At 68.2% G+C, this 12518-nt stretch carries 14 protein-coding genes; 9 read left to right on the top strand and 5 right to left on the bottom strand.

The annotated features are described in order from the left end of the window. Positions 1–2: 2 nt before the first annotated feature. Both NGR01S_RS18925 and NGR01S_RS18920 read right to left on the bottom strand, forming a co-directional pair. The gene (locus NGR01S_RS18925) at positions 3–494 is read right to left on the bottom strand and encodes a hypothetical protein (protein WP_063038645.1); all 492 of its coding nucleotides are present in this window, start codon (positions 492–494) and stop codon (positions 3–5) included. Between the two features lie 305 nt (positions 495–799). Beyond that, the gene (locus tag NGR01S_RS18920; protein ID WP_063038638.1) at positions 800–1549 is read right to left on the bottom strand and encodes a TetR/AcrR family transcriptional regulator C-terminal domain-containing protein; all 750 of its coding nucleotides are present in this window, start codon (positions 1547–1549) and stop codon (positions 800–802) included. A gap of 54 nt (positions 1550–1603) precedes the next feature. Here NGR01S_RS18920 and NGR01S_RS18915 point away from each other — a divergent pair, with 54 nt between their 5' ends. The 3 genes from NGR01S_RS18915 to NGR01S_RS18905 all read left to right on the top strand — a co-directional run bounded on the left by NGR01S_RS18915 (position 1604) and on the right by NGR01S_RS18905 (position 4218). After that, on the top strand, positions 1604–3076 hold the full coding sequence (locus NGR01S_RS18915; RefSeq protein WP_063038636.1) for an MFS transporter: 1473 nt from the start codon (positions 1604–1606) through the stop codon (positions 3074–3076). Between the two features lie 31 nt (positions 3077–3107). After that, complete coding sequence (locus tag NGR01S_RS18910; RefSeq protein ID WP_063038634.1) at positions 3108–3500, top strand: PPOX class F420-dependent oxidoreductase; 393 nt, start codon at positions 3108–3110, stop codon at positions 3498–3500. Positions 3501–3810: 310 nt separating this feature from the next. Then, entirely contained in the window at positions 3811–4218 is a 408-nt protein-coding gene (locus tag NGR01S_RS18905; protein WP_063038632.1) for a nuclear transport factor 2 family protein, read from the top strand. 60 nt (positions 4219–4278) lie between these two features. Here NGR01S_RS18905 and NGR01S_RS18900 read toward each other — a convergent pair whose 3' ends face one another. Beyond that, entirely contained in the window at positions 4279–5517 is a 1239-nt protein-coding gene (locus NGR01S_RS18900; RefSeq protein WP_157107331.1) for a cytochrome P450 family protein, read from the bottom strand. Between the two features lie 236 nt (positions 5518–5753). On the opposite strand from NGR01S_RS18900, the gene NGR01S_RS18895 reads away from it, so the two are divergent. The 3 genes from NGR01S_RS18895 (at position 5754) to NGR01S_RS18885 (ending at position 8029) form a co-directional block, all read left to right on the top strand. After that, a complete protein-coding gene (locus tag NGR01S_RS18895) occupies positions 5754–6581 on the top strand; it encodes a mycofactocin-coupled SDR family oxidoreductase (RefSeq protein ID WP_063038630.1) in 828 nt (275 codons plus the stop codon). Positions 6582–6792: 211 nt separating this feature from the next. Beyond that, on the top strand, positions 6793–7740 hold the full coding sequence (locus tag NGR01S_RS18890; protein ID WP_084481397.1) for an endonuclease/exonuclease/phosphatase family protein: 948 nt from the start codon (positions 6793–6795) through the stop codon (positions 7738–7740). Positions 7741–7786: 46 nt separating this feature from the next. Next, on the top strand, positions 7787–8029 hold the full coding sequence (locus NGR01S_RS18885) for a hypothetical protein (RefSeq protein WP_063038628.1): 243 nt from the start codon (positions 7787–7789) through the stop codon (positions 8027–8029). Positions 8030–8189: 160 nt separating this feature from the next. On the opposite strand, the gene ampC is transcribed toward NGR01S_RS18885, so the two are convergent. After that, entirely contained in the window at positions 8190–9449 is a 1260-nt protein-coding gene (ampC, locus tag NGR01S_RS18880; protein ID WP_084481394.1) for a class C beta-lactamase, read from the bottom strand. A 246-nt stretch (positions 9450–9695) separates the two neighbouring features. Here ampC and NGR01S_RS18875 point away from each other — a divergent pair, with 246 nt between their 5' ends. Both NGR01S_RS18875 and NGR01S_RS18870 read left to right on the top strand, forming a co-directional pair. Continuing rightward, positions 9696–10490 (top strand): hypothetical protein, encoded by a 795-nt coding sequence (locus tag NGR01S_RS18875; protein ID WP_157107330.1) that lies wholly within the window; start codon positions 9696–9698, stop codon positions 10488–10490. Next, positions 10490–10858, top strand: coding sequence for an Imm8 family immunity protein (locus NGR01S_RS18870; protein ID WP_084481392.1), 369 nt, complete (start codon positions 10490–10492; stop codon positions 10856–10858). The genes NGR01S_RS18875 and NGR01S_RS18870 overlap by 1 nt, the downstream gene beginning before the upstream one ends. A 435-nt stretch (positions 10859–11293) precedes the next feature. Here the strand turns inward: NGR01S_RS18870 and NGR01S_RS18865 are convergent, their stop codons facing one another. Beyond that, complete coding sequence (locus tag NGR01S_RS18865) at positions 11294–11557, bottom strand: helix-turn-helix transcriptional regulator (RefSeq protein ID WP_063038622.1); 264 nt, start codon at positions 11555–11557, stop codon at positions 11294–11296. Between the two features lie 73 nt (positions 11558–11630). On the opposite strand from NGR01S_RS18865, the gene map reads away from it, so the two are divergent. Beyond that, positions 11631–12398: a type I methionyl aminopeptidase gene (gene map / locus NGR01S_RS18860; protein WP_063038955.1), complete on the top strand. Its 768-nt coding sequence runs from the start codon at positions 11631–11633 to the stop codon at positions 12396–12398. Positions 12399–12518 lie beyond the last annotated feature (120 nt).

The raw sequence follows: 12518 nt of genomic DNA, 5'->3' as shown, positions 1-12518 counted from the left end.
GATCAGAGGGTCCAACTGCTCTGCACGAAGTAGTCGCTGGTGGCGAAGATGATCCGGTCCGGTGTCTGCTGGTGGTCGATGCCGAAGGCCACCAGCCCGTGGCGGGGCTGTCCCGGCTCGAGGAACCCGGCCGGGTATTCGCCGGGGACATCGGTGAGCGGATACACCGTCGTACCGTCGGCGGTCACCATGCGCAGGTCGAGAGTCGGCAGGAAATAGGGGTTGCCCGCAGTCTGCTCGGCGGTCACGTCGTACACCAGCACGCGCTGGCCGTCGGCGCGCGGCTCGACCACCGCGTCGGCGGGGTCGACCGTGATGGACATATCTCCTCCGGTCCGGACCGGGAACGTTGTCCCGAGCGGCCCGGAAGGAACCTGATCCTGCGCGGCCGCCACCGGCGGTTCGGGGAGCACCGGGACCGGTTCGGCGCCCGCGGCGGTGACGGAGAGGAGCGGTAGAACGACGGCAGCGGCGGCCAGGACGGTTTTCTTCACAGGAGGTCCTTCGGGGTCGTCGGCGCTCGGGGCGCGTTATCGGTGCCGGCACGCCGTTGGCCGGTCGAGTCGGTAGGCGTCGCCGTGACGCCGTGTCCGGATGGGCCGCACCTGGTCACTGGGGAGCGGCGGCGGCTCTCCGCGAGCCTAGAAGCCCCGCGGGCGGCGCCGCATCCCGGGAAAACCGATCTTGGCGAATATGTGATATTCGATCTTGCCGAGACCACACCGTGACTGGCACAACAGCGGCCGAGCCCTTGCCGAAGTGCGCTTACGCCGGCCTGCCGATTGCGGCCAGCCGGTCGTCAGCGACGGGGGTGGGGTTCGTCCACGTCCGTGGGCGGTGTGGATTGCCGGTCGCGTAGCCGGGCCTCCAACCCGTCCAGCAGGCACAGCAGCCCGAAATCGAAGCCGAGCGCATTGCCGACCGTGGAATCCTCGGGCATGAACGCCCGGTAGTCGTCACGCATCTGCGGATAGTCCGCGCTGAGTTCGTCCAGTATCCGTCGTACCCGGCTCGCGTCGACGGGCCCACCGTGGGCTTTCTCCATCGCGATCAACGGCACGACCTGGCCGAGTACGAAACTGGTGACGGTGCCGCTGGCCAGGTAGACGTCGAAGCCGCGGAAGCCCGCTTCGGTGAAGGCCCGGCGCAAACGGTCGGTCAGCCGGAAGGCCTGCGGGCCGAGACTGGGGATCTGGCCGATGAGTGTCGCCGCCCACGGATGCGAGAGCAGCGCACCGCGGAAGTTGTAGGCGAAGGTGCTGAGCAGTTCGCGCAGGCCGGAGGCGGATTCCAGGCCACCGTCGTCGATCGAACCCCAGATCTCGTCCAAGGCCAGTTCGAGGAGTTCGTTCTTGTTCGCGACATGCCAGTACAGGCTGGTGGCCCCCGCGCCGAGTTCGGCACCGAGTCTGCGCATGCTGAGCGCCTCGAGACCGTCCTTGTCCAAGACGGTCACCGCGGCGCGCACGATCTGGTCCCGGCTCAGGCCGCCCGAGGCCCGGGTCCGGCGGGGTGCACGGGTCCACACACTTCTGAACTGCTCGGTCACAGGTCGATCCTAATCCCACTCGTACGCTGTTCGATTTGGTCGTACAGTGTGCGAGTGGAATCGAACACTGTACGAGATCCCCGTCGCTGGCTGATCCTCGCGGCGCTGTGCCTCGCGTTGCTGGTGCTCATGATCGACAGCACCGTGCTCACCATCGCGATCCCCTCGCTGATCCGGGAGCTCGACGCGACCCCTTCCGATATCCAGTGGATCCTGGACGCCTATGTGCTGGTCTTCGCCGGTCTGCTGCTCACCGCGGGTAGTCTGTCCGACCGGTTCGGCCGGCGGCTGATGCTGATCCTCGGCCTGATCGTGCTGGGGGTGGGTTCGCTGGCCGCGGTCCTGGCCACCGCGCCGTGGCAGGTAGTCGCCGCCCGGGCCGTCATGGGCGTGGGCGGCGCTCTGCTGATGCCCTCGACGCTGTCGATCCTGATGACCACATTCGACGAGGGCGAACGCCGGATGGCCCTGGCCGCCTGGTCCACGGTGTCGATCCTCGGTATCGTCGCCGGCCCGACGCTGGGCGGTCTGTTGCTCCAGCACTACTGGTGGGGTTCGGTGTTCCTGCTGAACATTCCGGTGGCCGGGCTGGCGATCGCCGCGGCCCTGGTGCTGATGCCGGAGACCACCGGCGCACGGCGCCCCATCGATGCGGTGGGCGTGGTGCTGTCGATCCTCGCGCTCACCTCGAGCGTGTACCTCGTCATCGAGCGCGAATGGAACTTTCCGGTGCTGATCCTGGCGGTCGTCTCAGCCGCCGCCTTCGTGCGGTGGGAGCGTGGGCAGGAGCATCCGATGCTGCCGCTGGGACTGTTCGCAAACCGCGATTTCACCGGCACCTGCGCCACGGTGCTGCTGATGGTGTTCGGGATGGGCGCTGTCATGCTGATGCTCACCCAGTATCTGCAGTTCGTCCTCGGCTACGGGCCGATGAAAGCGGGTCTCGCGCTCCTGCCCTACGCGCTGGCCGGCGCGGTGTGCAACGGTCTCGGCGCGACCCTGGGCAAGAACCTCGCGAACAAGACGCTGATCGTGGCGGGATTGTCCGTCATGGCCGCCGCCTTCGCGATACTGGCCGTCGGTACCGGATATCTGTGGGTACTGATCGCCATGCTGGTCATGGGCATCGGCGGCGGCCTGGCCGGCCCGGCCGCCTATACCGCCATCATGAACGCCATCCCGCTGCGGCACGCGGGTGTCGGCTCGGCCCTGAACGACACTCTCCAGCAAGTGGGTATGGCGTTGAGTATCGCCATCCTGGGCAGTGTGCTCGCCGGAGTCTTCACCGCGCGGATGCCGGTCGACGCGCCCACGGCCGCGCGCGAATCCATCGGCGCCGCCTTCGAACTCGGATATTCCGACGTCGCGAAGTCCGCGTTCACCGACGCGGTATCGATAGGAGCGTGGGTGGGCGCCGGGTTCACTGCGGCGGCCGCACTCCTCGGCGCGCTCGTCCTGCGAGCCCGCCCGCGACCGGCCCCGCGCGACGAACCGGAGGCCGTGGAAATTCCGGCAGGCGATCCGTGACGCGTGACCGCGGTCGGCATACCGTGTAGCAATGAGCTGGGACCAGCTGGCGCAGGCCAAGTACGTTTCCCTGACCACCTACAAGAAGGACGGCTCGCCCGTCGGGGCCCCGGTCTGGGTGGCGCCCGACGGCGACCGTCTGCTCGTGTGGACGAACCCGGCCTCCTGGAAGGTCAAGCGGATCCGCCGCAACCCCGAGGTCACCCTACAGATCTCGGACAGTCGGGGCCGCACGAAGGGCGGGGAGGTACTGCCCGGTGCCGCCGAGATCCTGGACGCCGCGGGCACCGAGCGCACCCGGGAGGTCGTGGGCCGGAAATACGGTCTCATCGGCAAGCTGATGATCCGCGGTCACAAACTGCTGCGCGGGGCCGACGGGTCGGTCGGGATCGCGATCACGCGCCGGACGGGTACCGCGGACTGAATCCGCGGACCGGCGGGTGGTCATTCGCCGAGCTCTCCGCGCCGCCCGAGCGTTCGATGCGCTCGTTGCGAGAACACCCGCCCGGCACGACCGTTTCGGTGCATGGCCGCGTGCCGAGCTGTTCTCGACCCCCGGGAGCCGGACCGGTTTCGCGTGGAGTTCGATCGGTATGTCGGCGCCCGCGTAGGTCGGGGCGGATGAGTGCGGCCGGTGGGCTCGACCGTGGACATCGGTGGGCAATCTGGTTAGCGTTCACAAGGCATCGGTCGGCCAAGGTCCGGCCGGCATATCGAGTGGGCGAGGTTTCCGCATGCATCCGTTCCGCAAGGCCGTGGAGGAGCGCGATTCCGCCGCCATCGAGGCACTGCTGGCCGACAATGTGGTGTTTACCAGCCCGGTGGCGTACAAGCCGTATCCGGGCAAACCCATCACCGCGGCCATCCTGCGCGGTGTGCTCCGCGTTTTCGAGGATTTCCGCTACATCCGGGAGATCGCCGACCCCGGCGGCCGCGACCATGCGCTGGTATTCGAAGCGACGGTCGCGGGTAAGCGGCTCACCGGCTGCGATTTCCTGCACGTCGACGAAGACGGCATGATCGACGATTTCATGGTGATGGTGCGTCCGCTCTCGGCAGCGACCGCTTTGGCCGAGGCCATGAGCGCGCAGTTCGACCGGATCCAGAGCGAGGCGATCGCCGCGAGTACCGACGCGCGGTAGCCGAGGGCCCCGCCGCGGAAGAACGGACGCTCGATCGGGTCACCTGCGCGGGACCGCGCTTCAGCCCACCGGCAGCGGTGGTGTGGGCGGGAAGGTGACCGGTAGGGCGGCGAGGGTGCGGTGCAGGACGCCCGGCCGCCAGACCAGTTCCGCCACCGGGACCGCGAGCCGCAGCTCGGGCAGCGCGTCGAGCAACTGGTCGATGGCCTCTTGCGCGATCAGATACGCTGTCGGCTGGGCCGGGCAGGCGTGTGGGCCGGCGCCCCAGGCCAGATGCGACCGGTTGCCGGTGTGGTGGCCGGTCCCGATCTCCGGATCCCTGTTGCACCCGGCGAGGCTGATCACCACCGGCTGGTGGGCCGGCAGCCAGACGTCGTCGACCAGGGTGGGCTGCCGCGGATAGGTGACGCTCGCGTTGGGTAGCGGCGGATCGTCGAACAGCACGTCGTCGAGCGCGTCGCGGGTCGCCAGCGCGCCGCCGAGCATCTCGTCGGCGAACCTCTCGTCGGTGAGGATCAAGCACAGCGTGTTGATGATCAGGCTCTGCATCGGCCCCATGCCGACGCCGTAGAGGGCCACCACCTGGTGGGTCATCTCGTTCGCGTCGAGCGCCGCGGAGTGGTGCAGGAGCCGGGTGGTGACATCGTCGCCGGGTTCGGCGCGTTTGGCGTCCACCAGTTCCTGCACCGCCTCGCCGAACATCAGATTGCCCTTCTCGGAGTCGACGCCGTCGAAGATGGCGGCCGTCGCGGCGGCGGCGCGGTCGCTGATCTCGGGTGGGCAGCCGAGCATCGTGTTGATGACCTCGAAGGTCAGCGGAAAGGCGTACTGGGCGACCAGATCGGCCGAACCGGACTCGCAGAACGTATTGATCAGCTGTGCCGCGACGCGTTCGACGGTATCGCGCAGCCGGTGCAGGTCCACCCCGGCCAGCGCCGCGGTGACGGCACCCCGGTAGCGCGTGTGCTCGGCGCCGGCACTGCGCGGTGCGTTCGGCCGGTACTGCAGTACCGGCAGCACCGGGCAGTCGGCGGGGACGGTTTTCTCCCAGTGGCGGGGATCGGCGGGAAACCGGGCCGGGTCGTTGAGAATGCGCAGGGCGGCGCGGTATCCGATCACCAAGGTGGCGGGGACACCGGGCGCCAGTTCCACCGGCACCAGGGCGCCGTGACGTTCCCGCATCTCCTGATAGGCGCGGTGCGGGTCGGCGGTGAATTCGGCGGAGTGCAGCGGATATCGCTCTTCGTCGCCTCGACCGGGTCCCGAGAGTGCTGGCACGGGGTCTGGCGGCGTGATCATGGCGTGCTCCAAGCATATCGGCAGCCAACGGCAGGGCGGTGCAGAGACGTTGGCCCGGGAACTGTTTCGGCCGGTCCGCTGCGCTGCGGGCACCAAGATCATAGGACATTCTCCGTCGGGAAGGTTGCGCGCGGGTTGCCGTGAATGGGCATATCGATGATCGACTTTCGACAGTTGGTGTCATATTGTCGAGTTGCGGCAAAAGTGCAGATACAGCGCGGGATACGGAGTATTTCATGGGCAAATTGAATGGCAAGACCGCATTCGTCACGGGGGCCGCGCGGGGCCAGGGGCGCTCCCACGCAGTACGTTTTGCGCAGGAGGGGGCCGATATCATCGCCGTCGACACCACGGCCGAGGTCGCTACTGTTCCGTACCCGCTGGCCGATGCCGCCGACCTCGCGGAGACCGTCCGCCTGGTGGAGGCCACCGGTCGCCGTATCGTCGCCCGGGACGCCGATGTCCGTGATCTCGCCGCCCTGACCGCGGCGGTCTCGGCGGGGGTGGCGGAATTCGGGCGGCTGGATATCGTCGTCGCCAATGCCGGGATCTCCAGTCCGGCCCCGACGCTGGAGATGAGCGAAGACGTCTGGCAGGACATGATCGATATCAACCTCACCGGGGTGTGGAAATCGCTCAAGGCCGCTGTTCCGCACATTATCGAGGGCGGCCGCGGTGGCTCCGTGGTGATCACGAGTTCGCTGGCCGCGTTCCACGTCAACGAGAACACCGCGCACTATTCGGCGGCCAAGGCCGGCCTGGTGATGCTGATGAAGGTGCTCGCCAAAGAACTCGCCCCGCACGATATCCGGGTGAACACGGTGCATCCGACCACCGTCGCCACCCCCATGATCCTCAACGACGCCACCTACCGCCTGTTCCGGCCGGATCTGCCGAACCCGGACCGCGCCGACTTCGAAGAGGCGGCCCGCACGCTGAACCGGCTCCCGGTGGTGGCCCTCGAGCCGGAGGACATCACCGCCACGGTGCTGCATCTGGTCTCCGACGACGGCCGCTACATCACCGGGACCACCCAGCAGATCGATGCCGGGGGGACGCTCTGAACGCCGATCGCAGGTAGCCGGCCCACTCGGTTCCGGTGCTCCGACTGCCGGTCGCGGCTCCGGTCGCGCGGTCGGCGTACGGTTTCGCGCGCCGGACTATCGCGGATGCGATCCGGTCGGCGTGCACCGAACCGAGGTAGCGCGGGCCGGATGAGCTTCGCCGCAAGAACTTCGCAAGGTTCTCTCGAGTGCGCCCGATAGGTTTACGGGTATGACGCACGGAGTTGTCCGCCGGGTGCTGCTCGGCGCGGGATGGTGTGTGCTGCTGGCCGGGACCTTCGGTCTGGCTCTCCATCTCGGGGGCTGGCAGCGGCGGGAACTGATCCTGCTGGCCGCGGGCGCGACGTATCTGATGCTGGGCGCCGTGGCAGCCCTGCTGTTCTTCCTGGCCGCGCGCGGATGGCGCAGCGCCGCGGCGGCAGTGATCGTACTCGCCGGTGTGCTGTGGACCCAGCTGCCGCTGTTCGTTCCGGACAGCCGCGCCGCGACCGGCGTCGAACTGACCGTGCTGCAATCGAATCTACTGTTCGGCCGAGCGGATACGACCGGCCTCGTGACCGCGGTCCGGGAGCGTGGCGTCGATGTGCTCACCGTGGACGAACTCACGCCCGAGGCAGTCGATGCCCTGGCCGCGGCCGGTCTCGGCACTGTGCTCCCGTACAACTATCTGGACCCGGGCCCCGGCGGCGGAGGTACCGGTATCTACAGCCGGTTCCCGCTCTCGGATCCGGTCCGGCACCAGGAGTTCGTGCTCGGCAACCTGTCCGCGACGCTCACCCATCCCGCCCTCGGATCCGTCGCGGTCCACGCATTCCACCCGCTCCCGCCGACCGCGGACGCCGCGGTCTGGGCGAAGGAGATGAGCGCCGTCGACACCATCCTGCGCGCATCACCGGAACCGGCGGTCGTCGGCGCCGATTTCAACGCGACCAGTGACCACATGGCCTTCCGTCGCCTGGTGAGCGGCGATTTCGCCGCCGCCGCCGAACAGGCCGGTGCGGGCCGGCTGCTCACCTATCCGGCCGACCGAGCCTGGGGTCCGCTGATCGGTATCGATCATATTCTGGTATCCGGCGGCACTACCGAGCACATCAGTACATTCACCCTCGCGGGTTCGGACCATCGTGCCGTTGTGGCCCGCCTCCGGCTCACTCCCTGATCCGCTGTCCGCGGTCACCCTTCCCACGAAAGACCCAGGAGAGAATATGTATTCCGGCACCCGTCTGCGCACTGTCACCGGCACCGTGGTGATCGCCCTCGCGGCCGGCTTCGGCTCGGTCGCCTGCAGTAGCGACCGCTGGTGTGAATTCGACGCCACCGACACCAAGGTCGCCGACTCATACTGCGAGAACGGGACTCCCGGCTACGAATGGGAGCCCGACAGCGACGGCAAGAACAAGAGCAAGAAGAAGCCCAGCAAATCCACCACCTCCACACGCCATCACTGAGCAGGGAGTTCCCCGCCCGCTGGACCGGGCTCGCCGGAGAGTTCTGGCGGGGGCGTTCGGCGCCACGACCGTCGTGACGATACCGTCCGCCGTCGGCTCGACGATGCCCCGAGGCCGGTGACTCCGTGCGGCCACGCCGACCGCACGCCATGAGCGGTCGCTACACGGAATCGAGGGCATCGAGGACCCGGTGGGCGGCGGCGATCCGGGCAGGTATCGGAATACTCCGGTTCATCAGTACGACTACAGCGAGAGAACGGCTCGGTACGAACGCGACGTAGCCGCCGAATCCCCCGGTAGAGCCGGTCTTGTCGAACAACGCCGGACCGGATACGGCCGGGGCCGGTTCGACCGGCCGGGGCCGGTTGATGACCTCGGCCGAGTTGCCGGCCTGAAGCGCCTCGAGCGAGGTGGGGTACTCGAAACGTTCCCAGCCCAGTGCCTGTGTCATCGTGCCGACTCGGTAGTAGCCGCGCCGGGTCGCGTCCAGCGCTCCCCGCAGGGCGAGCGGAGCGCGCCGGTCGTCCATATTCGCCGCGACGAACGACAGCAGGTCGGCTGCGGTCGTTTTCAGCCCGTAGGCCTCGGCATCACCCGGACCGGGAGAAACCCGTACCGGAGCACCCGACCGCGCCGTCCCCCAAGCGTAGTCGTCCTGCGCTGTCTCCGGTACATCGAAGTATGTGTGCCGGAGGCCGAGCGGTTCCAGTATCTCGGCGCGCATCGCGTCCTCGAACGGGCGACCGAGCGACGCGGCGGTCGCCTGCCCCAGCAGGGCCATACCCGGGTTGCCGTAGAGGCGGGTGTTCCCCACCGGGTACGTCGGGTGCCACTGTTGGAAGTAGCGCCACATCTCGGCCTCCGTCGTCACCTCGGAGGGGAACTGTTGCGGCAGGCCACCCGCGGTATAGGTCGCGATATCCCTGATCCGCGCGTTGTCGATCGGGTGGTCCCGTAACCACGGCAGGTACGTGCCAGGGGTGTCGTCGAAGTCGAGCCGCTCCTGGGACGCAGCGGATCCGGCCAGCAATGTGGTGAACAATTTGCTGAGTGAGCCGATCTCGAAGATCGTCTGTTCGGTGACCGGGCGATCACCACCGGGGGCGGTGGTGCCGAATTCGAAGACCTGGGTCCGATCCCCGTCGATCACGCCCACGGCGATGCCGGGGATGTCGTGGGCCGCGCGCAATGACGTGAAGGTTTCGTGCACGACGGTGCCCAGGAGGTCGTCGGCTGCCGCCGGTGCGGGTGCTTCTCCGGTGCACGCGGACACCAGTAGTCCCGTGAGCAGGATGATCGCCGGCCGAACCCACCTTCTACCGTCGTGGGCTCGCGCCTCGGCGGCGCGAGCGAGTGCGGCGCGATAAGCCGGCCCCGGCTTGCCTGGTTCGTGTCCGGGATCGGCATCTCGAAATCTCATAGGGGCACGGTAAGCGCCTGCCGTATCGCCCTCGAAACTTCTGCGTGGCGGTCCGCTCCCTGCTCTGCGCGCGCCGGTAGCGTCTGCACCGCTCGAGCGTCAATGGATCCTGCCGGTAGCGCGATTCGATCGAGGTGGCGATGTACAGGCGTCGGGTGTTGTCCGTGCTGGCCGCGGGCACTGTGGCGGCCCTGGCGGGTTGTCGTGCCGCGCAGAGTGGTGCGGCGGACGCGGAGCGGACGATTAATGGATATCATCCAGGAGCGCGATCTCGCACTGGTCACACTCGACGATGTCCTCACGGTCAGGCTGACCCGGCCTGGGCCACACCTGATCACCTTTGTGACCGCTCATCTGGTCGTTTGCCCTGAGCGCCGACGGCTTCTATCGGTATCGACAGCCGCTGAATATCGATTCGATACTGTCGCGGAGGCTCTTCAATATTCAATTTCTGGGAGGCTGCTGGTGTCGCGTGTCGCAGGCGAGTACGTCGCATTCGCGAACCTTCTGTCCAACTATATCCATACCTACGTCCAGAAGGTCCGGGTTGAAGTTGATGGTTTGCTCGACCTCGGCACCGGGACCGGGGCGAGGAAGCTTGTGGCCGAGGACGCAGCGGGAGCGGAGCGTATCCCAGGGATCGGAACGGCCGCCGCCGAGGGGCGGACCGGTGCGGAGGCTCCCGCCGGAAGCGCTGCAGCGGTGCCGCGCGCGGACTCCGAAGAGCCGGCACCGGCTCGGCCGGATCGGCGGCGGGTGGTCGAGATCGTGCGCAGTGCGGGGGCGCGCGCCGGCAATTTCGGTATCGGCCGGGCCGGGCGGGCCGAGGCCGATGCCGCTGGACTCGCCTGGGTCGGGGCCGATGCCAGGCGGTTGCCCTACGGCAGCGCCTATCGCTGGGTCAGCGACGACGGATCGCGGCAGTATCGCCCGCCCCAGCAGAAGCCTTCCGGGCGGAGTGTTGAGGCCAATTACGAATCACGCCCGATGACCGCCCGGCACTGGGAGAGCAACGCGCATCTGGAGATCGAGGAGCGGTGATGAGAGCGGAGCTCAAGGGAATGCACAGCCCGGACGTCGATCTCGCGAACCCGGCTGCTGTGAGCGCGGCCGACGACGTGTTGGTGCAGTTGATGATCGGCCCGGCGGGCGACGCGGGGGAGGAGGCGTTCGACCTCGTCGTCCGGGCTTCGGGTGACAGCGCGGAGGTTGCGGGCGGGCGCGGGTTCCGGCCGGCCGATCACGCGCTGGTGCTCGACCGTATCGATACCGCCGAGCTTCGCCGCTACGTCGAGGATTTCCTGCGTGATCTGGAATATCCGACCTGGGATGAGCTGGCCCGGGCGATCGGCCGGATCGCGCGGTGGGAATTCGCTGTTTACCGTCCTGTTCGTGATGACGGCGTGTAGGCCCGGGCGGTCGGCGGATACGTCTCCCGCTCGATTGGACCGTCGGTCACCTGCTGCTCCGGACATCCGCTCGTGTTCGTCCCGCGGGTCGGTGGCCCGGCGGGTCAGTTCGACCGCGTAGACCCAGGCGATGTTCCAGCCGAGCTGGGTCCCGTGGACGCATCCGGGAGTGCGATCTCTCGTGAGGTCATCCTCGCGTGTCCACTGCGCGCCGAGATGGCCCGGGGCGCGACAGTGCGGTGCAAGCCGATCGCTCACTCCTGCTCGGCGATCGGATGGTCCATTGGTGACCGTCGGGCCAGAGCGAGCGCAGCGGACTACTCGGCGCGGCGGTTGGGGCTTACGTCGTCGACGCTCGGTGATCGGGTCGGTGTCCGGAAATGCAGGGCCGTGCCCGGGCCGCGGGGAGCCGATGGCCAGGCCGTTCCGGATCGTTCAGGCGGATTCGGCGAGATTGTCCGCGGTCCAGATCTCGGCAAGCTCCTCGAGGGGCAGTTCGAGAACGCGGCTCAGGGAAACGACCGTGCCGAAGCCCGGCGAGGGAAGGCGGCCGGTCTCGATCTTGCGCAGGGTCTCCGGGGAGATCCCGGCCGCGCGCGCGACCTCGGCGAGGTCGCGCGCGTCACGGGCGGTACGCAACCGGACTCCGAGACGGCGGCCGGCGTCGATCTGGGTGGCGGTGAGGGGCAGGCGGACCATACCCCCATTCTAAAGAGTGGTATTAATGTACCGCAATGACGGTATAGAAATACCACTGGCTGTGGAGGTTGTGATGGTGGAGTTGAAATCGCCCGAGGAGATCGAGCGGATGCGCGTCGCGGGGGCGTTCGTGGCGGAGATCCTGGCGGAACTGCGGGCGGTCGCGGCGGTGGGCGTGAACCTGCTCGACCTGGAGATGATCGTGCGCGAACGGATCCGGCAGCGGGGCGCGGTGTCGTGTTACTGGGACTACGCGCCCTCGTTCGGGCGTGGTCCGTTCCGCAATACGGTCTGCCTGTCGGTCAACGACGCTGTCCTGCACGGCCTGCCCTTCGACTACGCGCTACGCGACGGTGATGTGCTGACCGCGGATCTGGCGCTGAGTATCGGCGGCTGGGTCGCCGACGCCGCCACCACCGTTATCGTCGGCACACCCGCCGCCGCGGATCTGCGCCTGGTGCGGGCCACCGAGGAGGCGCTGGCCGCGGCCATCGAGGCCGCGCAGCCGGGTAACCGGATCGGGGACATCTCCGCGGCGATCTCCGCTGTGGCCCGCGCCTACGGATACCCGGTCAATACCGAGTTCGGCGGTCACGGGCTCGGGCGCACCATGCACGAGGACCCGCACGTCGCCAACGCCGGACGCGCGGGCCGCGGCTTCCGGCTGCGGCCCGGCCTCACCCTCGCCCTGGAACCGTGGTTCGCCGCCACCACAGACCGGATCGTCACCGATGCCGACGGCTGGACCATCCGCTCGGCCGACGGCTCCCGCACCGCCCATTCCGAGCACACCGTAGCGATCACCGCCGACGGGCCCCGAGTGCTGACTGCGGTGGCGTGATCGACCGTTTCCCGCGTGTACCGCGAGCAGAATAGATTTCCCGGCGCCGGCAGCAACACATCCCGCGTGATCACTGTCGGCGACGCCCACTCGCCCGGCGCCGACACGACGAGGCCGGTG

It is taken from the genome of Nocardia grenadensis NBRC 108939, assembly GCF_001613445.1.
GTDB lineage: Bacteria > Actinomycetota > Actinomycetes > Mycobacteriales > Mycobacteriaceae > Nocardia > Nocardia grenadensis.
This window is presented reverse-complemented; position numbering and strand designations above follow the sequence as displayed.

Coding starts and splice junctions, on each gene's coding strand:
- NGR01S_RS18895 (WP_063038630.1), top strand. CDS start 5,754: ATGGGCAAATTGAATGGCAAGACCGCATTCGTCACGGGGGCCGCGCGG.
- NGR01S_RS18875 (WP_157107330.1), top strand. CDS start 9,696: ATGGATATCATCCAGGAGCGCGATCTCGCACTGGTCACACTCGACGAT.
- NGR01S_RS18885 (WP_063038628.1), top strand. CDS start 7,787: ATGTATTCCGGCACCCGTCTGCGCACTGTCACCGGCACCGTGGTGATC.
- NGR01S_RS18910 (WP_063038634.1), top strand. CDS start 3,108: ATGAGCTGGGACCAGCTGGCGCAGGCCAAGTACGTTTCCCTGACCACC.
- NGR01S_RS18900 (WP_157107331.1), bottom strand. CDS start 5,517: ATGATCACGCCGCCAGACCCCGTGCCAGCACTCTCGGGACCCGGTCGA.
- NGR01S_RS18890 (WP_084481397.1), top strand. CDS start 6,793: ATGACGCACGGAGTTGTCCGCCGGGTGCTGCTCGGCGCGGGATGGTGT.
- NGR01S_RS18865 (WP_063038622.1), bottom strand. CDS start 11,557: ATGGTCCGCCTGCCCCTCACCGCCACCCAGATCGACGCCGGCCGCCGT.
- map (WP_063038955.1), top strand. CDS start 11,631: ATGGTGGAGTTGAAATCGCCCGAGGAGATCGAGCGGATGCGCGTCGCG.
- NGR01S_RS18905 (WP_063038632.1), top strand. CDS start 3,811: ATGCATCCGTTCCGCAAGGCCGTGGAGGAGCGCGATTCCGCCGCCATC.
- ampC (WP_084481394.1), bottom strand. CDS start 9,449: ATGAGATTTCGAGATGCCGATCCCGGACACGAACCAGGCAAGCCGGGG.
- NGR01S_RS18870 (WP_084481392.1), top strand. CDS start 10,490: ATGAGAGCGGAGCTCAAGGGAATGCACAGCCCGGACGTCGATCTCGCG.